The sequence below is a fragment of the Winogradskyella eckloniae genome, assembly GCF_013249045.1.
Classification (GTDB): domain Bacteria; phylum Bacteroidota; class Bacteroidia; order Flavobacteriales; family Flavobacteriaceae; genus Winogradskyella; species Winogradskyella eckloniae.
The window spans coordinates 78,559-102,458 of record NZ_JABRWP010000005.1 but is presented as its reverse complement, the minus strand read 5'-3'; the positions used below and the strand labels follow the sequence as shown (position 1 = coordinate 102,458).

Here is a 23,900-nt window from a genome sequence, read left to right as displayed (position 1 = left end):
TTTTATTAGTAAATAATAAATTGGTTTTTGTATGGTTCTAAAAGGCTTATATCATTATATAAAAAGGCCAATGGTAGCTGCTGTTTTGGTTTTTGTAATTCTAAGCGGAATGGCATTATTTATTTCTTACCAAAAGTATTTAATAAATGAAAGTGAGCAACAACGTAAACTAAATGCAGAAGTAAGTCTTATTAAAGAGCGTTTACAAGCATTAATAATGTATAATTACTCTGCAACAAAGTCGTTAGCATATATTATAGAACGCAATGGTATTCCTGAAGATTTTGATGACATTGCAACAGAATTACTAGATAATCAAAATTATTTTGATGTAGTAGAATTAGTAGATAGCACTTGGACGATTACACATGTAAGTCCTTTAGAAGGAAATGCCGTAGTTGGTTATAATATTGGATCCAGTAAGTCCGCGAGCACAGGTGCATATACTACTGTGAAAAGAAAAGATTTTTTTATTGCTGGTCCTGTAAAATTAAAGCAAGGTGGTGTAGGCATTATTAGTAGGCAACCCATTTATATAGATAATAAATTCCATGGTTTTGCCGCTGTCATTACGAAACTGTCCACTTTATTTGATGAATTAGGTATTAATTATGTAAATGATAGTCAATTTGAATATCAGCTTTCACGAGTAAACGGAATGACAGGAGAGGAAAGCTATTTTATTGATAATGATTTATCGTCTATGCAAGAATATGTGGTACCGATAAAGATTTCATATGGAGAATGGAGACTATATATAAAACATAAAGAAAAGAAAATAAACTCGGCGATATGGTTTATGCTAGTCGGATTAAGTATTACATTATTTACGGGTTGGGTGTTTTGGTACTTTATAGGGATGTCGGCTAGATTCAATAGATTAATTAAGGTAAAGTTAGAAAGTCAAGAAACACAATTAAAGTTTATACACGAAAACACCAAAAAACAAATTAGAAAAAGTGAGTCTAACTTAAATAAAGCGCAACAAATAGCGAGCATTGGTAGTTGGGAGTTAGAAATTAATACGGAGAAAATTAAATGGTCTGAAGAGATGTATAGAATTTTTGAAAAAGACCCTAATTCATTTCAGGTTACTAGAAAAGGGTATTATGCTATTGTGCATCCAGATGATAGAGATGTCCTGTATGAAACCGTTGAAGATGCTATTAAATACAATAAAAATTATCAAACAACCTATCGTTTATTGTTAGATGGAGAACGTATAAAATATGTAGATGAGCAATGCGAATTATTATATGATAAAAATAATAATCTCATTAAACTCTTTGGAACCATACAAGATATAACCGAAAGAATCATTAGTGAAAAAGAACTGCTTAACCTAAAAAATAACCTAGAGAATATAGTAAGCCAGCGAACAGAAGAGCTAAATGATAGTAAAGAAGCCTTATTAAATTTAATAGAAGATATAAACGAACAATCTATAGAACTCGAAAAAGAAAAACAAAAGGCACAATCTGCAGATTTAATGAAGTCTGCGTTTCTCGCAACAATGTCGCATGAGTTAAGAACACCTATGAACTCCATAATTGGTTTTACAGGAATTCTTTTAATGGAATTAGCAGGACCTTTGAATGATGAACAAAAAAAGCAGCTCTCTATGGTGAAAGAGAGTGGGCAAAATTTATTACGATTAATTAATGATGTCTTAGATATTTCTAAAATTGAAGCTGGCAAATTAAATGTAGCCTATCAACCATTTAATTATCTCACTTCCATAGAAAAAACAATAGCATTTTTACAACCACAAATTGAAAAAAAACAACTAGAATTAACTACAGAAATAGACCAAGTAGAAATCGTATTAAATAGCGATGAGCGACGGATTGAGCAAGTTTTAATCAATTTAATTACCAATGCAATTAAGTTTTCAGATAAAGGTGTAATTACAGTAAAGGTAGAAGTTAAAGATAAAGATGTGATAACTCAAGTCATAGATGAAGGGATAGGAATAAGCAAAAAAGATATTAATAAATTATTTGAACCATTTATTCAGCTAGAAGATGGTTTAAGTCGTAAACAAGAGGGTACAGGATTGGGATTAACAATAAGTAAAAGCCTTATAGAAAAACTAGGAGGTACTATTTTTGTTAATAGTGAACTAGGAAAAGGCAGTAATTTTACATTTACGTTACCGTTAAAAAAGAAGATTTAAATTAACCCATTTTTCAAGTTGAATAAGAAATTAATTTCAGAACTTGTTTAATGAAGTCAAAAGCAAATGAAGTCAACTATTTTAATTATTGAAGATAATGAACAAAATATGTACATGTTATCCTACCTTTTAGAAGGTAGTAACTACAATGTTCTAAAAGCTTTCAACGGAAACGACGGGATTGATTTGGCGCTTAAAAATAATCCAAAAATTATTTTAGTAGATATACAACTACCAGATATGGATGGATATGAAATTTGTTTAAGGTTAAGAATTAGCGACTTACCCAAACAAACGACGATAATTGCGGTAACATCGTATGCAATGGCAGGAGATAGAGAAAAAGCAATTAATGCAGGAGCAGACGGTTATATAGAAAAACCAATAAACACAGATACATTTGTAACCGAAATGGAAACTATTTATGCTAAAAAACTAAAATACTAGAGGAATGAGTACTGTATTAATTGTAGATGATATATATGAGAACCTCTATTTACTTAGAGTAATATTAGAAAAATCAGGTTTTAAAGTATTAGAAGCTTATGACGGTAAAGAAGGATTAGATCAATTATCTAAAAACAAAGTAGACGTCATTGTTTCTGATATATTAATGCCTGTAATGGATGGCTATATGTTTTGTCAAGCCTGTAAAAAAGAGGAAGCCTATTCAAACATTCCCTTTATATTTTATACCTCTACATATACAGAAAAATTAGATGAAGAATTAGCTTTAAAATTAGGAGCTGTAAAATTTTTACGTAAGCCAACAGATTATGATAAGATAGTTCCGGTTATACAAAATGTACTAAAACAAGAAATTGTTGAGCCTAAAAACATTAAAAGCGAAGGTTTTTCAGAAAAGGAAGTATTAAGGTTTTATAGTAAACGATTAATTAGCAAGCTCGAACAAAAAAATCTAGAGCTAGAAAAAGAAATATTAGAGAGAAAAAAAATTGAAAAATCATTAATTCATAAAAATGAGATATTAGATTTATTTGCGTCTAATACACCTCTCAATAAAATTTTAGAACAATTAATATTAAACTATCAATCTGAAAATCGTGGCTATTATGGATCAATTAGTTTATTAAATAAAGAAGGAACTCATTTAGAAATGTGTGCTGCACCTTCATTGCCACAGACTTATGTAGAAGCGATTACTACAATTGAGGTACAAGAAAATAGAGGCTCATGTGGCACTGCTGTTTATTCTAAAAAAAAGGTTGTAGTTGCTGATATTGCAACAGATCAATTATGGGAACTCGATAGAGAATTAGCCTTAAAGCATAATTTAAAGTCGTGCTGGTGTGTCCCTGTACTTTCAAAAGATAATATAACACTTGGCACATTCGCTATATACAGTAACGCTATTAATTCGCCAACCTCGGAGGAAATTAAGGATCTAGATTTTGCAGTAAGTTTGGCTGTAATAGCTATTGAAAAAAATAGAATTACCGAGGAAATTAAGAAAAAGGATGAATCCTATAAATCTTTGGTTGAGCAAGCGATAGATGCTATAATAACGTATGATTTTGATGGTAACATATACGGTTTTAATAAGGTAACTTACGTGATGTTAGGTTATTCCAAAACTGAATTTTCAAAGTTAAAATTGCAAGACTTTTTAGTAGATTCTATTATCAGAGATGAAGCCCTATATCAAGACGTACTAAATGGTAAATCTGTAGTACTCCAAAGACAATTTCGTTGTAAAAATGGTAAAATAATTGAGGGTGAGGTGTCTGCTAAAATGCAACGCGATGGAACCGTTGTAAGTATCATTAGGGATATTACAGAACGGCAAAAAATATTAAAAGCGATAAAAAAGGAGAAAGAATTTTCTTCAGGTCTTTTAGAAGGCATGCAAGAAGGTTTGTATGTTATTAATTCAGAGTCCGAAATCATAAGTGTAAATCCTGCATTTTGTAGAATGGTGGGTTATTCTGAGCAAGAACTTTTAGGTGTTAAACGACCTTATCCATTTTCTGACCCAGCATTGGTAGATGCCAATAACAAGCGCTATCAACAGTTAGTAGAGGATAAAAATGAAACAAGTTACGTTAATACTTATGTGAGAAAAAATGGAGAGCGATTTCCTGTTCAGCTTATAGTGTCTAGAATTAATGATGAAAACGGTGTCAAAGTCGCAAATTTTGCAACGGTTCAGGATATTACAGAACGAAGAAAAGCAGAAATAGAACTAAAATTATCAAAAGAGTTTAATGATAAACTAATAATGTCAATGCAAGAAGGTTTACTCATAGCAAGCTTAGATACTAAGCTCATTTTAGTAAACGATTCAATAAGTAAAATAACAGGTTACTCCAAGGAAGAACTATTAAGTCTTCAACATCCTTATCCGTTTTGGAAAAAAGAAGATCATGCCAGTGTATTAAATAGGTATAAAGAAGTTGCTGAAGAAAAAGCAAAAGTGGTTCAATACGATATTGTTAAGAAGTGCGGCAAAATAATAAAAGCTTCTTTTTATACAGGTACCATTAAAAATAATAATGATGAAGTCATTGCGATATTTGCTACCATGCAAGATATTTCTGAAGTAGAAAAAGCAAAACAAATTTTAATAGAAAAAGAAAAAAAATCTACTGAAAAAAAACATGTGATTTTAGAATTAACGAGGTTAGTTGGTAAAGATTTAGTTACCTCGTTTAAAAAAATAACAAGCTTAGCTTCGAAAACTTTAAATGTAGAAAGGGTAAGCATTTGGAGTTTTAATGAAGATAGGAGTGCAATTAATTGCGAAAATTTAAGTGTATTAAATGATGCGAGTAAAAACAGTAGTAATTGTATCACCTATGCTGATAATCCTAGTTACTTTGAAGCCTTAAAGACAAATCAAACCATTTTAATAAATGACGCCCAAAATAATGCAGTAACAAAACGATTTACGGATCAGTATTTAAAACCTAATAATATAACGTCTTTAATGGATGTCTTTATTAATAGTACCAAAGGGCATTATGGAATTGTTTGTTTTGAACACATTAGTGAAAATAATGAGTTAAGGTACTGGACAGCGGAAGAGTTAGAATTTGCTTCTTCCATAGCTAGTATTATTTCGTTATTAGTAGAAAGTTCTGAACGCAAGCTTGCTGAGAAAAAATTAGTCTTAGCTAATGATGAATTATCAATTGCAAATAAAGAATTGAATGAATTACGAGAAAAATTAGAACAAGAAAATGTATACCTGAGAAATGAGTTAGATCTTGTGTTTAATTATGAAGACATGGTTTATGGAAGTGCTAAATTTGCAAATGTTTTAACAGAAATTGAACAAGTGGCACCAACTGATGCTACTGTTTTACTGTTAGGCGAATCTGGAACAGGAAAAGAATTGTTGGCAAGAGCAATTCATAATATTGGGCATCGCAATAATGATCCATTAATAAAAGTAAATTGTTCTGCCATACCAAGAGAGCTTATAGAAAGTGAATTGTTTGGACATAAGAAAGGCTCTTTTACAGGTGCATTCAGCGATAAAATTGGTAAGTTCGAATTAGCAAATAACGGCACCTTGTTTTTAGACGAAATAGGAGAGTTGCCGTTAGATATGCAACCAAAAATTCTAAGATTTTTACAAGAAGGCGAAATTGAAGTCGTAGGTGGAGCTCACGTCAAAAAATTAAATGTAAGAGTTATTGCTGCGACCAATAGAAATCTTATTGAAGAAATTAGAAAAAAACAGTTCAGAGAAGATTTATATTTTAGGTTAAATGTATTTCCTATTAATGTTCCACCATTACGAGAACGAAAAGATGATATTCCTTTGTTAGTAGAACATTTTGTAGATAAGTTTAACAAGGCATATGGTAAACATATTGAGTTTATTAGCGATGAAGCGATGACTAAACTCATTGCTTATGATTGGCCTGGAAATATTAGAGAATTAGAAAATTTAATAGAACGCGCCTCAATTTTATCTTCAGAAAACACGTTAATAATTCCTGGGTTCGAATCTACAAGTCAAAAGACGAAGTCTATTAATAGTAAAGATTTATCATTAGACGCGGTTCAACGTAATCATATTCTTCAGGTATTAGAGCAATGTAATTGGAAAATTTCTGGTTCTGATGGTGCTGCAGAGTTGTTAGGCTTAAAGCCGAGTACACTACGAGACAGGATGACAAAACTCGGCGTGAAAAAGTTAATTTAATAAGGTGGTAATTCGTTATATCTTAGGTATTTATGATTTTTGTTCACGGTATTCCGTGAATTAAGTGTGTTTGTTAATGTTGGGTTGCTTTTATAATGCGCTGATAATTAATGTTTTGCATTGATTGTATTTAAGTTGGCACAGCAATTGAATACTGTATCTTAAATATTTAAATATGAGAAACGTACTTCAATTAGATGGTGTAAGTTTTTGGGTAGATCAAGATGTAATTCATTGTAAACCAAATTCTGATTTCTTTTCAAAATATACAAGTAGAAAAATGATTGCATGTTTTAGCGATGTTATACCGCTATTATCAGAAGGTTCATATTTACCCTTACTTATTGATGTCGTAGAACTAGAACGACCTTGTGCTTTAAGGCTTTTTAATATTATTTCCACTAATTCAAGGATTAAACAAATGGTGCTTTCTAGAATTTTTGTTGTCAATTCATATCGTTTTAAATTTATTTTAATGTTAAACAATCTCTTGGTAAAACAAGTGGTGCCTAATAAGATTTTTAAAAACTATAAGGCAGCAATGAAATTTTGTAAGGAAGATTATTTAAGTTTTAATGCAGTAAGTAGACATAAATTTTCATAATAGCAATTAATTAAACACCTTCAGGTATAGTAATCCCTCTAGACTTGTATTGGTTTGGCATACGCAACCAACAAAATAGTTTTTCAGACTAAATTTCATTTAAATTTAAAAGTAGTTGGAGAAATAGTACAAAATAGTGCGGTTATAATTAGAACGTTTAAGATATATAAGCACCTATACGATAAAAGTTTAAAAATCATAAAATGCTAATCCATTCAAATTTTTATTGTCAATACAGCGATAGATGTGGCTATCGGTAAAAGGATCAATTGCCGTTGTTGTACTTCAATTTCTTCTCAATTTATTTCATTTTTAATGATAATCTTCAAAAATAAGGCTCAAAACGCAGATATAACCTATAAAACTTATTTGGTGTAATGTGTTGATAAACATATAATTATAGTCAAAATAATTAACGGTATGCCGTTGTTTGGCTAAAATTGAAATTATTAGTCACGGTATTCCGTGTGTTAAGTTCTTTGGTCAAAAAATCCGACAAAATGCAATTAACTGAAAATCAATTATTTAGACATTTTGTTTTAAGAGTTATTTGTTTTTGGCACATCAATTGGTTTATTATTTTCAAAATTAGACTATATGAGTAACATAATTCAATATGAAGGAATTAAACTTTGGGTAGATCAAGATGTAATTCATTGTAAAATTAACCCAGATTTTTTTAAAAGTTATAACAGAATTAGAACGGAAAAGGCATTATTTAATGCTATTACATTTTTATATGATAAAAAATACATGCCGTTTCTAATAGATATGAAACAACTCAGAGGTACTCATGCTGTTGAGATATTTATGCTTATTTCTAAGAGTGTACCCATAAATACTTTAGTTATTTCTAGAGTGTTTTTAGTACGTACAACAAGTTTAAATGTGATACTTGCGCTTAACAATATTACAAATAAAAGGGTTGTGCCTAATAGAATTTATACCGATAGTAATTTGGCGTTAAGATACTGTCATAAAGATTATCAGTTTTTTTATAACGTAAGTTAATACAAAGTTATGAGTAAAGTAATAGGATTTAATAATGCTGTTTTTTGGACAGATCATACAGAAATACTCTATTGTGAGTTTAATAATTCTGTCCCTAATTTAAAATTAGAACAAAAAGTTATTGAATCTTATATAGAAGCTATCGCTAACTTATGTAACGAAAAACCAATGCCGTTTTTAATTGATTTAAAAGAAACACGTGGCACTTATACAATATCTATAGCTAAATTAATTGCTAAGAATCAAGAGTTAGAAAAATTAAAAATAACCGAGTCTTACGTAATAAATTCGGCAGCCAGCAGATTACTAATAGGATTTTATAGGAAAATGTATAATGATGTTACGCCAATTGGGTTATTTAAAGATTACACATTAGCTAAGGATTATTGCTTAAATGCAAAACAAACATATTACAAAAAACATATTGAAACATGTAAACAGACGTCTTTATATTATTAATTTAAGGATATATTCGGAATAAAATAGCAATCACTTATTTCATTGGAACCCTATTCACAATCCTTCCAATGTCAGTGTTTTGAACATTAGACTTTTTTCTTAGACTGTAAATAAGAATTATAATTTTTAATGTAATAGAAAGCAATAAGTGAATTATTAAGAAAATATTTGAGAAAAGACGTTAGTACACGTTCAATATTATCAAGGAAAGAGAGTCTATATGGCTCTCTTTTTTTATGCATTAACATACAATATCGATAAAAAAGAAATAATAAGTAGGAGTTTAATACCTTTGTACGTAGATGTAATTAATTTAATAAAATAACGTCTAAACGATAAAAAATAGAGCTATGTTAACGTGGAAAGATATTATCAGTTTTTCGGTAAATGGAAACCCAAAACCAGACCGAAGAGTTGAAAAAACAGAAGAAGAATGGAAAGCAATTTTAACATCAGAACAATTTAGAATTACCAGAAAAGCAGGTACAGAAGCACCACATTCTGGTGGATTATGTACAACTTATGAAGCTGGTAAATACAATTGTGTTTGTTGTAATACACCATTGTTTGACTCTACAATTAAATTTAATTCAGGTACTGGTTGGCCAAGTTTCTCGCAACCTATAAAAGAAAACGCTATAAAATATATAAAAGATACAGCCTTTGGTATGGTTAGAGTAGAAGTGCAATGTAATACTTGCGATGCACACCAAGGTCATGTGTTTCCAGATGGACCAGAACCAAGTGGATTACGTTATTGCATCAATTCAGAATCTATGGTGCTTCAAACAGAAGAACAAGTTTCAGAATAAGGTTTACTTATACTATGGCAATTCAATTCAACATAAAAAATAGGTTTAATAAAGAGCTTCCTGCAGATAAAATTTTAGAGAATTCTAGAAGACAGGTAAAGGAAGCGTGCTTTTCTTATGTTATACCAAAAATTCCTAGTAAGCCGTCTTTAATTCATGTGTCGCCAGAGATGTTAGAGAATTTAGGGCTTACGGAAGCTGATAGTACAACACAAGAATTTTTAAACGTAGTTACAGGTGCTGAGGTCATTCCCAATACAAAACCGTATGCCATGTGTTATGCAGGTCATCAATTTGGTAATTGGGCAGGACAACTTGGCGATGGTCGCGCTATAAATTTAACGGAAGTAGAGCACAATAATAAACATTGGGCTTTGCAGTTAAAAGGTGTTGGCGAAACACCATATTCGCGCTCAGCAGATGGTTTGGCAGTTTTAAGGTCTTCCATTAGAGAATACCTTTGTAGTGAAGCCATGTTTCATTTAGGTGTGCCAACTACAAGAGCATTATCCTTAAGTTTATCTGGAGATGAGGTGCTACGAGATGTTATGTATAATGGTAATGCAGCTTACGAAAAAGGTGCCATTGTAAGTAGAGTAGCAGAATCGTTTTTAAGGTTTGGTAGTTACGAAATTTTTGCGTCAAAAGGCGATGCAAAAACGCTAAAAACATTGGTAGATTATACTATTAGAAATCATTACTCTGAATTAGGCGAACCGTCTAAAGAAACCTATATCGCTTTTCTAAAAGCAGTGACAAAACGCAGTTTAGATATGGTGGTACATTGGCAACGCGTTGGTTTTGTGCATGGTGTAATGAATACGGATAATATGTCTATTCTTGGATTAACCATAGATTACGGACCCTATGGTTGGTTAGAAGGTTACGACCAAGGTTGGACGCCAAATACAACTGATAATACACACAAAAGGTATCGTTTTGGTACACAACCACATATTGTACTTTGGAATTTAATTCAACTGGCCAACGCACTGTATCCATTGGTAGAAGAGGTAGAACCTTTAGAAGAAATTCTTAATAATTACCAAATTGAAGTACAACTAGAGCTTCAACATATGATGCGCTCTAAATTAGGCTTAAAAGTGGAAGACCGAAATGATATTCAACTCATTGAAGCCTTAGAAAACGTATTACAACTCTCGGAAACTGATATGACTATCTTCTTCAGAAACTTAGCAAATTTAGAAAAGGAAAATACAGAAAATTGGTACGCTTCAATTGAATATGCCTTTTATAAACCAGAAGAGATTTCAGACGAAATTAAACAACAATGGTCTACTTGGTTTAAAACTTATGAAGAACGTTTAGCGCTTGAAACCTTATCAGATGCTGAAAGAAAATCTAAAATGAATAAGGTAAATCCTAAATATGTGCTTCGTAATTATATGGCGCAATTGGCTATAGATGATGCAGATAAAGGCGATTATGATTTAATAGATGAATTATTCAATCTATTAAAAAAACCATACGATGAGCAACCAAATTCAGAAAAATGGTTTGTAAAACGACCAGAATGGGCAAGAGATAAAGTAGGGTGTTCTATGTTATCTTGTAGTTCTTAGAAACAGAAAAATTTTTACTAAATCAGTGTAATTTATTATAAAGATAGAGACTAAGATTAGTGTTATTTTAAATAAAAAATAAAGAGAAAAATGTCAGAATATAAAAAAGCATATATAGCAGGCGGTTGTTTTTGGGGAATGGAAGATTTGTTTAGAACACGTCCCGGAATTATAGATACAGAAGTTGGTTACCAAGGTGGCGAAAATGAGAACCCAACTTATAAGTATCATCCAGGCCATGCTGAAGGATTAGAATTAACTTACGACCCAAATGTAACCTCGTTTAAAGCAATTTTAGACTACTTTTTTAGAATGCACAATCCTACAACAGTAGACCAACAAGGCAATGATAAAGGGTCTAGTTACCGTTCTGCTATTTTTTATCAGAATGAAGAAGAAAAGCAAATTGCAGAAGAAATGATAGCAATTGTTGATGCTTCTGGTAAATGGGATTCTAAAGTGGTTACAACCTTAGAACCTTTTGCACCATTTTGGAAGGCAGAAGAGTATCATCAAGATTATTTAGTAAAAAATCCAAATGGCTACACATGTCATTTTCTAAGATTTGAAGAGTCTTATATCTAATACCAACTTATTTTAAAACTTTTAAGACGTATTGAAACTAAAATATTTAGGTCTAGGAACAGCTGCAATTGGCAGACCAGTTTACATTAATATTAAGGAAAATGCTGATGAGAAACCCTTTAACTTATCAGCATTTAAAACTGATGGATTAAAAGTTTTAGATGAGGCTTACAACAACGGTGTTCGATTTTTTGATACATCGCCTGGTTATGGTTTAGCAGAAGAATTACTGGTCGGTTGGTTAAAACAAAAAAACGACCCAAACATCAAAGTCTCTACAAAATGGGGTTATACGTATGTGGCCAATTTTCAGCCAGATGCCACAATACATGAAGTAAAAGAGCATTCCCTTAAAAAACTAAATGAACAGTGGGAACAATCTCAATTATTGTTACCCAATTTAGGATTGTATCAAATACATTCTGCAACATTAGACACTGGTGTTTTAGATAATTTAGAGGTACTAAAACGCTTGCACGAATTAAAGAAAATGCACAATATTACCATTGGTTTGTCTACAACTGGCAATAACCAAACTGAGATTTTAGAGGAAGCGTTATCTATTGAAGTTGAGAATGAAACCTTGTTTCAATCGTATCAAAGTACATTCAATATTTTAGACCAAAGTTTAGCACAATATAAAAACGAATTACAAAAATTGTCTGGGCCGTTTATCATAAAGGAAGCCTTGGCTAATGGACGATTAATTCCGAATTCAAATTATTTTGATTATAAAAACCTGTATACGTTTATGGGTATTTTAGCCCAAAAATATAAAGTAGGAGAAGACGCGATTGCATTGGCATATTGCAGGTCTATTTTTCCGAAAGCTATTGTTTTAAGTGGTGCCAATTCTAAAGCTCATTTAGAAGCTAATATACGAGCAGAGTCAATAGCTTTAACCAATTCTGAAACCGAACAATTAAGTGCTTTTGGAATTTCTAGTGACAAATATTGGCAAGAACGAAAACAATTAAAATGGCATTAATTACCTTTAATACGTTGCCATAAACGCAATAATAATGCTTTTCCGTCGGTTTGGTTTTTCTCTTGTTCAATAAAATTAACGTGGCCTGAAGCATCTACGTCTATTAAATATTTAAACACAAAATCTTGAGAATTGGGTTTTAAATTCATCAAACCAAAACGTAAATCGTTGTAGTATAATTTATCGTCTATTTGATTAATGGTGTACCAACCTTCAGAGATGGCAATCATTCGTTTTACTTTCTCGTTTTCAATAAGATTGCCTAATAAATGATGATTTTTAGGATACGTTTGAAATGAAATGGCTTGTGTATCAAAAAAGGAATAATCGGTAATGAGATAATGGTCTTTAGTGTCTACGTTAGCATTCCAAAGTACTGTATTTAATGCAGAAGGTCTGGTGTCTAATTGTTGGTAGGCTATATTTTGAAGTTTTAAAGCGTCTTCAAATTTGGCAAACGCTAAACTTTTAAGCAGAAATGTAAGTGCTAAATAAGTTGTACTTAATGTAAGACCTATAGTATTGTAAACCCGTCTTTTTTTAGACGTTCGCTTTTGAAACAGCACTAAAATAACACAAATTAAAAACGGTAAGGTATATATTGGGTCTACTACAAAAATGGTTTTAAAAGCTAATCTCAAATCTAAAGGCCAAAAGAATTGTGTTCCCCAAGTGGTATGTGCATCTAACATAGGATGCGTTATAAATGCCCAGAAAAATAACCAAGCCCAACCTTTAAAATCTTTGTATTTCTCATATTTAGAAACCAACCAACCAAAAATAGGCCCAAAGAGCACTGAAAATAGTACAGAATGCGTAAAGCCACGATGCATAGCTAATGCAGAAACCGTATCTGTAAAGTGCGAAGCCAACACATCTAAATCTGGAATTGTACCAGCAATAGCACCATACAAAAGGGCTTTGTTACCAACTTTTTTTCCTAAAACAGCTTCGCCAACGGCTGCACCTAAAACAATTTGTGTGAGTGAATCCATAATTGGGTGTAAAAATACGGTTTCTCTAATAGAATTAAGCCAAAGGAAAATTGAGTAATAGTGTAAAGGTTTATTACGTTATTACGACTAACACCAAGCAGATGATTTTTGCGAAAATGAAGTAAGAGGTATATGGCGTATTTCATTTGATAAATAAATAATATCAGGTATGAGTAAATTTTCAGAAATAATAAATAAAGACCAACCCGTTTTAGTGGATTTTTTTGCCGATTGGTGCGGACCATGTAAAATGTTGAGTCCTATTTTAAAACAGGTAAAAGACGAGTTAGGCGATGATGTTGCTATCATTAAAATAGATGTAGATAAAAATCAATCTTTAGCAACAAAATACCAAGTAAGAGGTGTGCCAACCATGTTACTTTTTAAAAACGGCAAGCAAGTTTGGAGACAGTCTGGCGTTTTACAGAAAGATGAAATAATTAAAGTAATATCAAATTCTAATTAAGTTTTTTTAATACATGATAAATGTCATATTTCTAGATGAAGTAAGTTCTTAATTTTACATCAAGAAATAATAACAATCTCATGATTAAATCTTCAATTGCTTTATATAGCTGGACAAGTGGCGTTGTAATGATTGCAATCTTCGCTGTAGTATGTATAACCTTAGTTGGTATACTAATTAATTTTATGTCTAAAGGAAGGCCAAAAGATGTATCTAATGATTTGCTAGAAGAAGAAAACAAAAAGAACTAAATTGGATTAATTATATATTTAAAAGAGGGTAGTTTTGATTAGCTATCCTTTTTTTTAGTCTAATTTTAATTCTTTCTTAATGTTTTCAATATCAAGATTTTCTAATAAGCTAATAAGGTTTGGATATTTCTTTTTGTGGTAACCAAATTCTCTAATTTTAAATTCGTTAATGGCATCTTCCTTTGTCCAATTTTCAAAAATTATTCTGTAAGAAGCAATTATTACACCTGTTCTGTCAGAACCATGCCAACAATGCACTAGAAGCGGTTTTTCTGCACTATTCATAACTTGTAAAACCTCAATGATATCATCTTCTGTAACATATTTGGTGGCTAAAGGAATATGCTCTAATTGCAAGTCAGTATTAACAGCTTTTTTATTATCATTACGTAAACGTCTTAAGTTGACTATGGTTTTCACTCCAGAAGATTCCAATTCTTTAAAACCTTGTTTATTTGGTTGTTCAGAACGGTAAATAGAATCATTAATTTGATATAAATTGTCAAAGAAGTTAGAATCAATTTCTTTGTAACAATCTCCATGTTTTTCGTTATCACCGCATTGAGCATAACCCAATGTGACAAATAACATACTGAAATATATAAGTTTATGCATCTTTATTTTTTTAAGGGTATTTATAAAAGGACTAATATTTCTTCTTTGTTATTGAACGTAATAATGAAATGGCTATTGTAATTTTAGTAATCTTATTAATGTAAAGAAAAAGCTCAAATAGTATAGTTGCTTATTGTAAATTTACTGGGAAGAATATTATCACATTTGTTGCGTAATAAATCAATTGATTTTAACGTAATTACACTAAAATTTGTAACTAATGTGACATAGAAACCTTTGTAAAATCCATAACTTTGTAATATCCAAAATTAGATATATGGAAGACATGCTATTCTACGATAGATTGCAGTTTGCTTTTACTATCACATTTCACTACATTTTTCCGCAACTAACCATGGGATTGTCTTTAATGATAGTCTATTTCAAATGGAAATATCTTAGAAACAAAATTGAAAAATACAACAATGCAGCGAAGTTCTTTATGAAGATTTTTGCTGTTAACTTTACAATGGGAGTAGTAACAGGTATTCCTATGGAATTTCAGTTTGGTACCAATTGGGCAAAGTTTTCTGAGTTAACAGGTGGCATTATCGGTCAGACTTTAGCCATGGAAGGCATGTTCTCTTTCTTTTTAGAATCCTCATTTTTGGCACTCTTTATATTTGGAGAAAAATTGATGGGTCAGAAATTACATTTCTTAACTGGCCTGTTCGTGTTTATTGGCTCTTGGGCAAGCGGTTGGTTTATTTTGGCTACTAATGCTTGGATGCAGCATCCTGTAGGTCATGAGGTTTTAGAAAATGGAAAATTTGTGTTAGATAATTTTTCAGAACTATTTACAAATCCTTGGTTAATTCCGGCTTTTTTACATAATCAAATGGCTTCTGTAGTAACGTCTGCTTTTGTTGTCGCTAGTATTGGTGCATTCTATATTTTAAGAAATAAACAAACCGAGTATGGAAAGTTGTTCTTAAAAACAGGTGTGGTTTTCGGATTAATTTCTAGTTTACTAGTAGCTTTTCCAACAGGCGATTGGAATGCTAAAAATGTTGCAAAATATCAACCAGGAACTTTTGCCGCGATGGAAGGTATTTTTGAAACCGAACACGCAGGTGCAGAAATTGTCCTTATTGGGCAACCCAATATGTTAGAAAAGAAATTAGATAATAAAATTGCCGTTCCAAACATATTGAGCTTTTTAACGTATCAAGATTGGGATAGGCAAATTGCAGGTATGGACCAATTTGAAGCCGAAGAATTACCAGATAACATTCCTGCGTTGTACTATTCATACCATATTATGGTAGGTTTAGGTACCATTTTTATTGGAGTAATGTTTGTAGCGCTGTTCTTTTTATGGCGAAAAAAATTGTTTACCATGAAGCCTTTACTTTGGACGATAATGTTTCTGGTACCGTTTCCATACATTGCTAATATAACAGGTTGGTACACGGCAGAATTGGGTAGACAACCGTATTTAGTGTATGGTTTATTAAAAACTAGCGATGGTATTTCGCCAACAGTCTCTTCAGGTAATACTTTATTTACGTTACTTGGTTTTGTAGCGCTGTATATGCTTCTAGGACTCTTGTTTTTGGTCTTAGTTGGTAAAACTATAAATGAAGGTCCAAAACATCAAACACATTAATTATGGAACTATTTTGGTACATCGCAATAGCAATTGTTTTAGCGATATTTTTTGTTTTAGATGGTTATGATTTTGGCGCAGGAATTGTGCATTTGTTCTTTGCAAAAGAAGAAAAGGATAAGGAAGTCATTACTAAATCTGCTGGTTTATTTTGGGATTCTAATGAAGTGTGGTTAGTTGCAGCAGGAGGCATGCTTTTTATGGCATTCCCTACATTTTATGCATCTGTGTTTAGTGGCTTTTATTTACCACTCATAATTGTGCTTTGGTTAATTGTTTTTAGAGCAATAGGTTTAGAATTTAGGGGACAATTTAAATACCAAATGTGGAAAGATATTTGGGATAAATCCTTTGGTGTTTCTAGTTTATTATTAGCCTTATTCTTTGGAATTGCTTTAGGAAACATCGTAAGAGGTGTAAATTTAGGTATTGTAGATAATGGAATTGCTGCGCACGAAGGGCATTATTTTTTCTTACCATTATGGGATAGTAGTTTTAGTCCTTTAACAGAACATCCTGGTGTCGTTGATTGGTTTACCGTGTTAATCGGAATCATTTCTGTAGTCACCTTAACTATTCATGGTGCAAATTGGGTTATACTAAAAACCAGCGCATCAATCAATAATAAACTTAAAGGCGTAATTTTTAAATTGAATATTGCTCTAGCTGTCCTAACTGTTCTTTCATTAATAGTGTGGCAGAATGTAAATCCTAACGCGTTAGATAATTTTGCAGACAAACCTTATTTGTTAGTTTTTCCTGTTGTTTATTTAACAGGTTTGGTTGGTTTGTTTTTTATTAAAAAAATAAAGAAAGATAGTCATGCGTTTTTGTGTTCAACCTTATTAATTTTAGGAGGAATAACGTCAACATTAGCGTCTTTATTTCCTGTGATATTACCATCAGTTAATGATGTACATGAGCATCTAACGATTTACAACACGTCAGCATCGGAATATGGTTTGTCTGTAGCTTTAACATGGGGAATTCTTGGGTTTATTCTTATCGTTGTTTACATGATTATTCAAAAACGACTGACAAGCGGAAAAATTGATAACATGGATTATGGTCATTAATTGTATTTAAATGACAGGAACTCTCATATCATTAATTAGTATTGCAATAGGTATTATATCAGCTAATGCTTTTGGTTATATTTTTAAGAAATATTCGTTTGGTTTTAAAGGCAATACATTAATAGGTGTTTTTGGAAGTATCTTACTAATTAAAACATTTGGACGCTTAGGTTTTGACCCTTGGTCTATAATGAATAATGGCGATTTTAGTGTTTTTAGAATGCTTATTAATTTCTTGTTTTCTATAATTGGTGGTGTGTTTGGACTGATAATCACAAAGCTAATATTCTATAAATTGAATAAAAATTAATCTTTAGGATTAAAATTTCTGTAACATTTTTAATGCAATGACGTCATATAGGTGTAAAATCATTAATCATGGAATCAAATTATCACACGTTAAAGCGTACAGACAATCAATTATTAGTCATAACGCATTTATCTCAATTACTAACCTATGCGACTGGTTTTGGAGGAATAATAGCACCATTAATTCTTTGGGTAACACAGAAAGAACAAGTTGAAGGTATGGATGAGCACGGAAAATCTATATTAAACTTTCAAATAAGTCTTATTGTATATTCTTTAATAAGCATTCCTTTAATTTTTGCTTTAGGATTGGGAATATTACTTTTAATATTAGTTGCAATCTTGGCTTTTGTTATGCCAATTGTAAACGCCATAAAAGCTAGTAATGGAGCATTACCTAGCTATCCATTGTCTATTAATTTTATTAGTTAGTATTTAAAAGAAATGGAACTTAAAAAGACTTATCAATTGATAAGTCTTTTTTTTGTTTAGAAAAAAACTAAGGTATTACGGAAAAATAGAAATTTGTTTTTATAATTATAGTTTAAGTTTGTTTATTCTTAAAATGAGGATTTTTAAAAGATATATCGCTTTATTGGGTTTTGTATGCCAAATAGCAATGGCTGTCAATCAAAATCCTGTCACTGTAGACATGGCAAGTGTTTCAAATCTTCCAGATGTAGAATTTTATGATATACTAGAAGATAATGAAAATTACATTTGGTTAGCAGCAGATAAAGGGTTGTATCGCTATAATGGTCAGACTTACAAACGTTTTGTTAATAACAGTCAAAAAGCCAATTCTCTATTTCAGCTAAAATTAGATGAGCAAGGTAAGCTATGGTGTAATAATATTTATGGACAATTATTTTATGTAGAAAACGATTGTCTTAAGCTATTTTATGATGCTAATATATTAGCAAAAGGACAACTAGCACCTTACCAAATACTAAGAAATAGTATCCGATTATTTACCGTAACAGGTGTTTATGATATTAATAAATCCACTAAAAAAGTTACTAAAGTGTTTGACGGCATTTGTCTTAGCAGTGCTAGTACTGGTTTATCTAATTATACATTTTTAATAAATAATGAAGGTCTTATTAAGCAACATAGATTGTACAAATTTGAAAATAATAAACCTATTAAAATTTTAGAAATTAAAAGCTCAAATTTTATACAAACTCCAAAACTTTTCGCTTTTAAAGACGCAGTTTTTTTTATACACAAAAATGCAAATACCAATGTTATTTATCTTGTAGATACATTTAAAAACCATGCTAAACAAATAGTAACACCAATAGCTTTACAAAATGAAATTATATACAATCTTTTAAATATTGATGAAAACTATTGGTTCTTAACAAGTTCTGGTGCGTTTCTATATACTTTAAAACATAATAAGTTAGAATTTAAAGAACAATTGTTTAAGGCCGAATCTATAACAGATGTTGAAGTAGATTTTAATGGTAATTATTGGTTTACAACATTAGACAATGGTGTTGTTGTTTCTCCAAATTTAAATATTCGTTGTACAAATATAGAAGCGGTTGATGCTAAGGTTACAGCAGCAGTTGCTTTAGAGAATAATAATTTTGTATTGGGAACCAACAATGGTAAATTATTGTTTTATAATGAATCTAACCATATTAAAAGCCTAATACTACCTGGTAAAAAAGTTATTGGTAAGTTGTACTATGATACTGATGAAGACCAATTAATAGTTAGTATTAATTCTTCGGAATCTTATATAGTAAGTTTAAAAACTAATAAAATTATAGATGTAAAGCATACGTTTGCTGTAGCCAAGTCTTTTTCAAAAATTGGTAAAGAAAAACTATTTTATGGTAATTATAGGCAAGGTATTGTATATAATAATCCTTTCAACAACCCACAAAAACAAATAATTAAAGAAAGTCGAGTAAAGGCGTCAGTAGTTCTCAATAATCAATTATATGTTTCTTATGTAGACGGATTTTATAAATATAATTTAAATACATTTCATTCTGAAGAAATTAGTTACCAGAAAAATAGTCTTCTAGTAAATTCTATTACAAAATACAATAGGACAATTTGGTTAGCAACACAACACAACGGATTACTTAAATTAGAAAATAATAACATATCAGAAGCTAAAATTAATCTACCAAATCAACTTCAAGTTAATGAGATTCAATCAGATGGTGATATTCTCTGGATTTCTACAGATTTAGGTCTATTTCATTATAATACAATAAGTAAAATTTTAAAGTTGTTGGGTGAGCAAGATGGTTTAAATACTGCTGTAAATAACTTTTTGGTTCTTCGAGATAAAATAATAATTACCTCACCTAAAGCCTTTTATATTCTTCCAAAACAAGAAGGACTATTTAAAGAGTATAATACTACTGATGTTAGAATAGAATCTGTTAGTATTAACGACATAGACACCTTGGTTAAATCTCATTACAAATTACCTTATAATTTAAATAACATTGGTTTAAAATTTAATTCTAACGGATTTCAATCCAATGCTAACGTTAAATATCAATATCGTGTAAAACAAATTGATACAAGCTGGCATGACATTCCGTTAAATACACATTTTGTTAATTTTAATAGTTTAGCAAGCAACACATATACCTTTGAGCTTAAGGCGCAAAATGTAAGTGCAAAACAACCTGTGTTTGCTAGGCCAATAACATTTATTATAGCAAAGCCATTTTGGGAAACTTATTGGTTTTACGGTTTAGTACTTTCTATTATTTTTGGATTAATATGGCTTTATTTTAGTTGGCGTTTACAACAAAAAGAAGAGCAGCGTATTGCAGAAATTGATAAAATTTTAATAGATAAAAAAATAACCAATTTGAGATTAGAAAATTTGCGTTCTCAAATGAATCCACATTTTATTTTTAACGCTTTAAATTCTATTCAAGATTATATAGTGTCTAATGAAAAAGAATTAGCCAGCTCATATTTAGTAAAGTTTAGCCGTTTAATACGCATGTATTTAGATTATAGCCAGCAAAACGAAATTACTTTAGAAGAAGAGTTAAACGCTTTAAAACTATATTTAGAATTAGAAAAAGTACGTTTTGAAGATGAGTTAGAATATAAAATAAACATAAATCATCAAATAAAAACAAAACAAATAAAAGTACCTTCGTTGTTCATTCAGCCCTATGTGGAAAATGCATTAAAACATGGTTTATTACACAAATCTAACGATAGACAACTAACGGTTGATGCTAAAATTGTTAAAAACAATATCTTACAAATTACAATAGAAGATAATGGCATAGGTAGAGCGCAATCTGAAAAATTAAAACGACCTAACCAACAGCACAAACCCTTTGCTACTAAAGCCAATGAAGAACGTGTTCATCTTTATAAAAATAAATTAAAACGTAATATAACCATCGGTATTGAAGATTTATATAATCAAAATCAAATTGCTTCTGGTACTATGGTGGTTATAACAATGCCAATTCAATAAGATATGAAAGCCATAATTATAGACGATGAAAAACGCGCCAGACACCTACTGTCTAATCTCCTAACAGAGCATTGTGCAAGTATCACAGATATCGTTGAAGCTCAAGATTTAGTAACTGGTGTAGACTTGATAAAGTCTATAAAACCAGACCTAGTATTTTTAGATATTGAAATGCCAAATCAATCGGGTTTAGATATTCTAAAATATTTTCCAAATCGTATCGATTTTAAAATCATTTTTGTCACAGCATATAATCGATATGCTATTGAAGCTTTTAAATTATCTGCGGTAGATTATCTGTTAAAACCGTTAGATACTATTGAATTAAAAGAAGCCGTTACAAAAGCAGAAGAAGCCATAAAAGCCAACAATTTAAACGACCAGTTAAACAAATTGCGCGACTCGCTTAAACAGTTGTCAATAGATAAAATAGCTTTAGAAATTCCTAAAGGTATTATGTTTGCGTCTCATAACGATATCGTTTATTTTGAGGCAGATAGCATGTACACTAACGTACAACTTATAAACGGAAATCAAAAAACCATTTGTAAACCATTAAAACATTTTGTTGAGCAATTAGAGCGAAATGCCATGTTTTTTAAATGTCATCGTTCGTATTTAATTAACTTAAAATATGTGGATGAATTGGTAAAAGACGATGGTGATTACTTACTAATGAATAACCAAAAACGGATACCTATTTCAAAATCTAAACGCGATCAGTTTTTAGAGGTTATTAAGGAAACGTTTTTGTGATTTTAGTTTTGTAATTAAGTTTTCATTTAGAAAAAAAATCCACCACTTTAGAAAAAATGCTATTAAGAATGGGTGTTTAATCACTTCTTTTGAAGTCTATTAAACACAATTCTTATGAAAAAAATTATACTATTATTAGTATTAGCATTATGCTACAATGCGGCTAATGCGCAATTAGGCAAAATGCTAAAGAAGAAAGCTAAAGCTGCAGTAGAGAAAAAGCTGAATAAAAATGAAGATACAAGTTCATCTTCAAAAAATGAAAATGCTACTGGAATGGTTGGCAGTACTTCATCTTCGAATCAAAATTCATCTAAAACCGATTATACAGATGAAGAATTCAAAGCAGAATTAGCTAAAAAATATCCTAACGATCAAGCAAAGCAAGATTTATATTACCAAAAATATCTTGAGAAAAAACAAAAAGAACTTGAAGCCAATAAACCTAAAACAGGCTCTGGTGTAAGTGATGAGTTTTTATACATGTCGTATCCATTTGCTATGACTAAAGGCATGAGTGCCGTTGGTGTAGATCGTGTAAAACTAAGACGTCAATTAACAGATATGGGTGATAATGTAGATGTTTTACCTGCACAGGACCCAGATTACTCTTGGTTACGCTTTTTAACCACGCCAGAATTAGAAGCTATGTCACCAGAAGGTTATATAGGTTACGAACTGGTTTCAGGAATGTTCACAACCAAAGTGGGAGCAGACAGATCACAAACTTTAGAACTCGGCACTGGTATGCCAATTTTAGTAAGAGGTATGCTTATTGCAGACGATGTGTTTGTAATTTATGCTGCATCTCACCAAGGCGGACACGCATTTAATGTACCATCGTATATGCATGAAAAAGATATTACAATTTTAAACGTAATTGGAAAAGGCGAGCAACAATTTCATTTAGAATGGTTAGAAAAAGCAAAGCCAATTGTACAAGAATTTGAAGCAACCTTAAAAGCCAATTATGAAGCTGCGGCAAAATCTACTAGAGATGCTATAAAAATGCCAAAAGCTGGTAGCATGAATAGTAATGCACCATTAGTGAATTTTGCTAAAGAAAATGTGTCTAAAACCATTGCAAAAGATGGAGCCAAATTGTTAATGCTAAATATAGAATCTAACGATTGGAGTGTTGTTAAAAATAAATATACAGGTCACATTATGTACCGTTGGATAAAAGGAGCATTCACCGAAAAGAATAAAAATAACGATTGCTACTTACAAGGCTTTTTAATTAAGCAACACTACAATGGCGCTGGTTATGGAAGTTCAGAATTTGGTGGTGTTATCCATGGCCAAATGCCTTACGGACAAATTATGAATTGTGAAAATGCTAATTAAAACGTTATAAACAATCAATTTTCAATACTTTATTTATCATGAAAAAGTTATTTATACTTCTAACTATTATAGCTATTGGTGCTGTTCAACCGACGCATGCACAATTTTTAAAAAAAATAAAAGATAAACTAGATAAACCTTTGATTAAAAAGAAAGATAAAAAATTAAGTGAAGAAGAGCTAGAAAAAAGAAAAAATATTAAGCTGCCAGATGCTGGTACTTTAGATAACGATGAAGCTTTAAAAGCCATTGCTGTAAAAGGTTTAGATTTGTATTACAGTAAGCATAGTATGAGTAATACGCACCAATATATAACATCTAATAATTGGTCTACTGTAAAACATAAAGAAACGGGACTTCCTTTATATCAATGGGCTGTTGGTGCAGTTATTCAGAAAAACTCGGATGGCCAATGTATGCTTTATGAGTTTATTCTAAGACGGGATTACACTGGAGGTGGAGAGTATGGTAATGCTTATTTTAATGGTATAAATAGAGGTACAATTAAAGCGCCTTATGGTAATTATATTGCTTGTATAGAATAAAATTTTATAAATCATTTACTTTCTATTTAAAAAGAGTTTACAACTTGTAAACTCTTTTTTT

22 protein-coding genes are annotated in these 23,900 nt (G+C 31.0%); 20 read left to right on the top strand and 2 right to left on the bottom strand.

The features are described 5' to 3' along the window. Nucleotides 1-31: 31 nt before the first annotated feature. The 10 genes from HNV08_RS10035 to HNV08_RS09980 all read left to right on the top strand — a co-directional run bounded on the left by HNV08_RS10035 (nt 32) and on the right by HNV08_RS09980 (nt 12,392). On the top strand, nt 32-2,176 hold the full coding sequence (locus HNV08_RS10035; RefSeq protein ID WP_173281181.1) for a sensor histidine kinase: 2,145 nt from the start codon (nt 32-34) through the stop codon (nt 2,174-2,176). Nucleotides 2,177-2,242: 66 nt separating this feature from the next. Continuing rightward, on the top strand, nt 2,243-2,623 hold the full coding sequence (locus HNV08_RS10030) for a response regulator (protein ID WP_173281180.1): 381 nt from the start codon (nt 2,243-2,245) through the stop codon (nt 2,621-2,623). Nucleotides 2,624-2,627: 4 nt separating this feature from the next. Beyond that, on the top strand, nt 2,628-6,350 hold the full coding sequence (locus HNV08_RS10015; RefSeq protein ID WP_241697209.1) for a sigma 54-interacting transcriptional regulator: 3,723 nt from the start codon (nt 2,628-2,630) through the stop codon (nt 6,348-6,350). Between the two features lie 175 nt (nt 6,351-6,525). Further along, nucleotides 6,526-6,954, top strand: coding sequence for a hypothetical protein (locus HNV08_RS10010; RefSeq protein ID WP_173281179.1), 429 nt, complete (start codon nt 6,526-6,528; stop codon nt 6,952-6,954). 597 nt (nt 6,955-7,551) lie between these two features. Beyond that, nucleotides 7,552-7,965 carry a hypothetical protein gene (locus HNV08_RS10005; protein ID WP_173281178.1) on the top strand — a complete coding sequence of 138 codons (414 nt, stop codon included), beginning with the start codon at nt 7,552-7,554 and terminating at the stop codon, nt 7,963-7,965. Between the two features lie 9 nt (nt 7,966-7,974). Next, the gene (locus tag HNV08_RS10000; protein WP_194241998.1) at nt 7,975-8,424 is read left to right on the top strand and encodes a DUF7793 family protein; all 450 of its coding nucleotides are present in this window, start codon (nt 7,975-7,977) and stop codon (nt 8,422-8,424) included. A 350-nt stretch (nt 8,425-8,774) separates the two neighbouring features. Then, nucleotides 8,775-9,236: a peptide-methionine (R)-S-oxide reductase MsrB gene (msrB, locus tag HNV08_RS09995; RefSeq protein ID WP_173281177.1), complete on the top strand. Its 462-nt coding sequence runs from the start codon at nt 8,775-8,777 to the stop codon at nt 9,234-9,236. A 20-nt stretch (nt 9,237-9,256) separates the two neighbouring features. After that, nucleotides 9,257-10,819, top strand: a complete 1,563-nt coding sequence (locus HNV08_RS09990; RefSeq protein WP_173281440.1) for a protein adenylyltransferase SelO — start codon at nt 9,257-9,259, stop codon at nt 10,817-10,819. Nucleotides 10,820-10,909: 90 nt separating this feature from the next. After that, nucleotides 10,910-11,404, top strand: a complete 495-nt coding sequence (gene msrA, locus HNV08_RS09985) for a peptide-methionine (S)-S-oxide reductase MsrA (protein ID WP_173281176.1) — start codon at nt 10,910-10,912, stop codon at nt 11,402-11,404. A gap of 31 nt (nt 11,405-11,435) precedes the next feature. Beyond that, entirely contained in the window at nt 11,436-12,392 is a 957-nt protein-coding gene (locus tag HNV08_RS09980; protein WP_173281175.1) for an aldo/keto reductase, read from the top strand. Here the strand turns inward: HNV08_RS09980 and HNV08_RS09975 are convergent. Beyond that, nucleotides 12,389-13,387 carry a metal-dependent hydrolase gene (locus HNV08_RS09975; RefSeq protein ID WP_173281174.1) on the bottom strand — a complete coding sequence of 333 codons (999 nt, stop codon included), beginning with the start codon at nt 13,385-13,387 and terminating at the stop codon, nt 12,389-12,391. The two genes, HNV08_RS09980 and HNV08_RS09975, sit on opposite strands and share 4 nt — an antisense overlap. Before the next feature lie 169 nt (nt 13,388-13,556). On the opposite strand from HNV08_RS09975, the gene trxA reads away from it, so the two are divergent. Beyond that, nucleotides 13,557-13,853 carry a thioredoxin gene (gene trxA / locus HNV08_RS09970; protein ID WP_173281173.1) on the top strand — a complete coding sequence of 99 codons (297 nt, stop codon included), beginning with the start codon at nt 13,557-13,559 and terminating at the stop codon, nt 13,851-13,853. Nucleotides 13,854-13,933: 80 nt separating this feature from the next. Further along, nucleotides 13,934-14,104: a hypothetical protein gene (locus HNV08_RS09965; RefSeq protein WP_173281172.1), complete on the top strand. Its 171-nt coding sequence runs from the start codon at nt 13,934-13,936 to the stop codon at nt 14,102-14,104. Between the two features lie 54 nt (nt 14,105-14,158). Here HNV08_RS09965 and HNV08_RS09960 read toward each other — a convergent pair whose 3' ends face one another. Next, entirely contained in the window at nt 14,159-14,719 is a 561-nt protein-coding gene (locus HNV08_RS09960; RefSeq protein ID WP_173281171.1) for a phosphatase domain-containing putative toxin, read from the bottom strand. A gap of 277 nt (nt 14,720-14,996) precedes the next feature. Here HNV08_RS09960 and HNV08_RS09955 point away from each other — a divergent pair, with 277 nt between their 5' ends. The 8 genes from HNV08_RS09955 to HNV08_RS09920 all read left to right on the top strand — a co-directional run bounded on the left by HNV08_RS09955 (nt 14,997) and on the right by HNV08_RS09920 (nt 23,839). Then, on the top strand, nt 14,997-16,328 hold the full coding sequence (locus HNV08_RS09955; RefSeq protein ID WP_173281170.1) for a cytochrome ubiquinol oxidase subunit I: 1,332 nt from the start codon (nt 14,997-14,999) through the stop codon (nt 16,326-16,328). A gap of 2 nt (nt 16,329-16,330) precedes the next feature. Further along, nucleotides 16,331-17,404, top strand: coding sequence for a cytochrome d ubiquinol oxidase subunit II (gene cydB / locus HNV08_RS09950; protein ID WP_173281169.1), 1,074 nt, complete (start codon nt 16,331-16,333; stop codon nt 17,402-17,404). Nucleotides 17,405-17,414: 10 nt separating this feature from the next. Beyond that, nucleotides 17,415-17,714: a hypothetical protein gene (locus HNV08_RS09945; RefSeq protein ID WP_173281168.1), complete on the top strand. Its 300-nt coding sequence runs from the start codon at nt 17,415-17,417 to the stop codon at nt 17,712-17,714. Nucleotides 17,715-17,782: 68 nt separating this feature from the next. Continuing rightward, on the top strand, nt 17,783-18,145 hold the full coding sequence (locus tag HNV08_RS09940; RefSeq protein ID WP_173281167.1) for a DUF4870 domain-containing protein: 363 nt from the start codon (nt 17,783-17,785) through the stop codon (nt 18,143-18,145). 133 nt (nt 18,146-18,278) lie between these two features. Further along, nucleotides 18,279-21,191 (top strand): sensor histidine kinase, encoded by a 2,913-nt coding sequence (locus HNV08_RS09935; RefSeq protein ID WP_241697208.1) that lies wholly within the window; start codon nt 18,279-18,281, stop codon nt 21,189-21,191. A 3-nt stretch (nt 21,192-21,194) separates the two neighbouring features. Next, on the top strand, nt 21,195-21,947 hold the full coding sequence (locus HNV08_RS09930) for a LytR/AlgR family response regulator transcription factor (RefSeq protein WP_173281166.1): 753 nt from the start codon (nt 21,195-21,197) through the stop codon (nt 21,945-21,947). 114 nt (nt 21,948-22,061) lie between these two features. Beyond that, nucleotides 22,062-23,294 (top strand): hypothetical protein, encoded by a 1,233-nt coding sequence (locus tag HNV08_RS09925; RefSeq protein WP_173281165.1) that lies wholly within the window; start codon nt 22,062-22,064, stop codon nt 23,292-23,294. Nucleotides 23,295-23,332: 38 nt separating this feature from the next. Further along, nucleotides 23,333-23,839, top strand: coding sequence for a hypothetical protein (locus tag HNV08_RS09920; protein WP_173281164.1), 507 nt, complete (start codon nt 23,333-23,335; stop codon nt 23,837-23,839). The last annotated feature ends 61 nt before the right edge of the window (nt 23,840-23,900 follow it).

What these genes read in the sequence shown, in the direction of transcription:
- HNV08_RS09955 (WP_173281170.1), top strand. Translation starts at nt 14,997, where the DNA reads ATGGAAGACATGCTATTCTACGATAGATTGCAGTTTGCTTTTACTATC.
- HNV08_RS09975 (WP_173281174.1), bottom strand. Translation starts at nt 13,387, where the DNA reads ATGGATTCACTCACACAAATTGTTTTAGGTGCAGCCGTTGGCGAAGCT.
- HNV08_RS09940 (WP_173281167.1), top strand. Translation starts at nt 17,783, where the DNA reads ATGGAATCAAATTATCACACGTTAAAGCGTACAGACAATCAATTATTA.
- HNV08_RS09920 (WP_173281164.1), top strand. Translation starts at nt 23,333, where the DNA reads ATGAAAAAGTTATTTATACTTCTAACTATTATAGCTATTGGTGCTGTT.
- HNV08_RS09960 (WP_173281171.1), bottom strand. Translation starts at nt 14,719, where the DNA reads ATGCATAAACTTATATATTTCAGTATGTTATTTGTCACATTGGGTTAT.
- HNV08_RS09965 (WP_173281172.1), top strand. Translation starts at nt 13,934, where the DNA reads ATGATTAAATCTTCAATTGCTTTATATAGCTGGACAAGTGGCGTTGTA.
- HNV08_RS10015 (WP_241697209.1), top strand. Translation starts at nt 2,628, where the DNA reads ATGAGTACTGTATTAATTGTAGATGATATATATGAGAACCTCTATTTA.
- HNV08_RS09925 (WP_173281165.1), top strand. Translation starts at nt 22,062, where the DNA reads ATGAAAAAAATTATACTATTATTAGTATTAGCATTATGCTACAATGCG.
- HNV08_RS10035 (WP_173281181.1), top strand. Translation starts at nt 32, where the DNA reads ATGGTTCTAAAAGGCTTATATCATTATATAAAAAGGCCAATGGTAGCT.
- HNV08_RS10030 (WP_173281180.1), top strand. Translation starts at nt 2,243, where the DNA reads ATGAAGTCAACTATTTTAATTATTGAAGATAATGAACAAAATATGTAC.
- HNV08_RS09930 (WP_173281166.1), top strand. Translation starts at nt 21,195, where the DNA reads ATGAAAGCCATAATTATAGACGATGAAAAACGCGCCAGACACCTACTG.
- HNV08_RS10010 (WP_173281179.1), top strand. Translation starts at nt 6,526, where the DNA reads ATGAGAAACGTACTTCAATTAGATGGTGTAAGTTTTTGGGTAGATCAA.
- HNV08_RS09935 (WP_241697208.1), top strand. Translation starts at nt 18,279, where the DNA reads ATGAGGATTTTTAAAAGATATATCGCTTTATTGGGTTTTGTATGCCAA.
- msrB (WP_173281177.1), top strand. Translation starts at nt 8,775, where the DNA reads ATGTTAACGTGGAAAGATATTATCAGTTTTTCGGTAAATGGAAACCCA.
- HNV08_RS10005 (WP_173281178.1), top strand. Translation starts at nt 7,552, where the DNA reads ATGAGTAACATAATTCAATATGAAGGAATTAAACTTTGGGTAGATCAA.
- msrA (WP_173281176.1), top strand. Translation starts at nt 10,910, where the DNA reads ATGTCAGAATATAAAAAAGCATATATAGCAGGCGGTTGTTTTTGGGGA.
- cydB (WP_173281169.1), top strand. Translation starts at nt 16,331, where the DNA reads ATGGAACTATTTTGGTACATCGCAATAGCAATTGTTTTAGCGATATTT.
- trxA (WP_173281173.1), top strand. Translation starts at nt 13,557, where the DNA reads ATGAGTAAATTTTCAGAAATAATAAATAAAGACCAACCCGTTTTAGTG.
- HNV08_RS10000 (WP_194241998.1), top strand. Translation starts at nt 7,975, where the DNA reads ATGAGTAAAGTAATAGGATTTAATAATGCTGTTTTTTGGACAGATCAT.
- HNV08_RS09945 (WP_173281168.1), top strand. Translation starts at nt 17,415, where the DNA reads ATGACAGGAACTCTCATATCATTAATTAGTATTGCAATAGGTATTATA.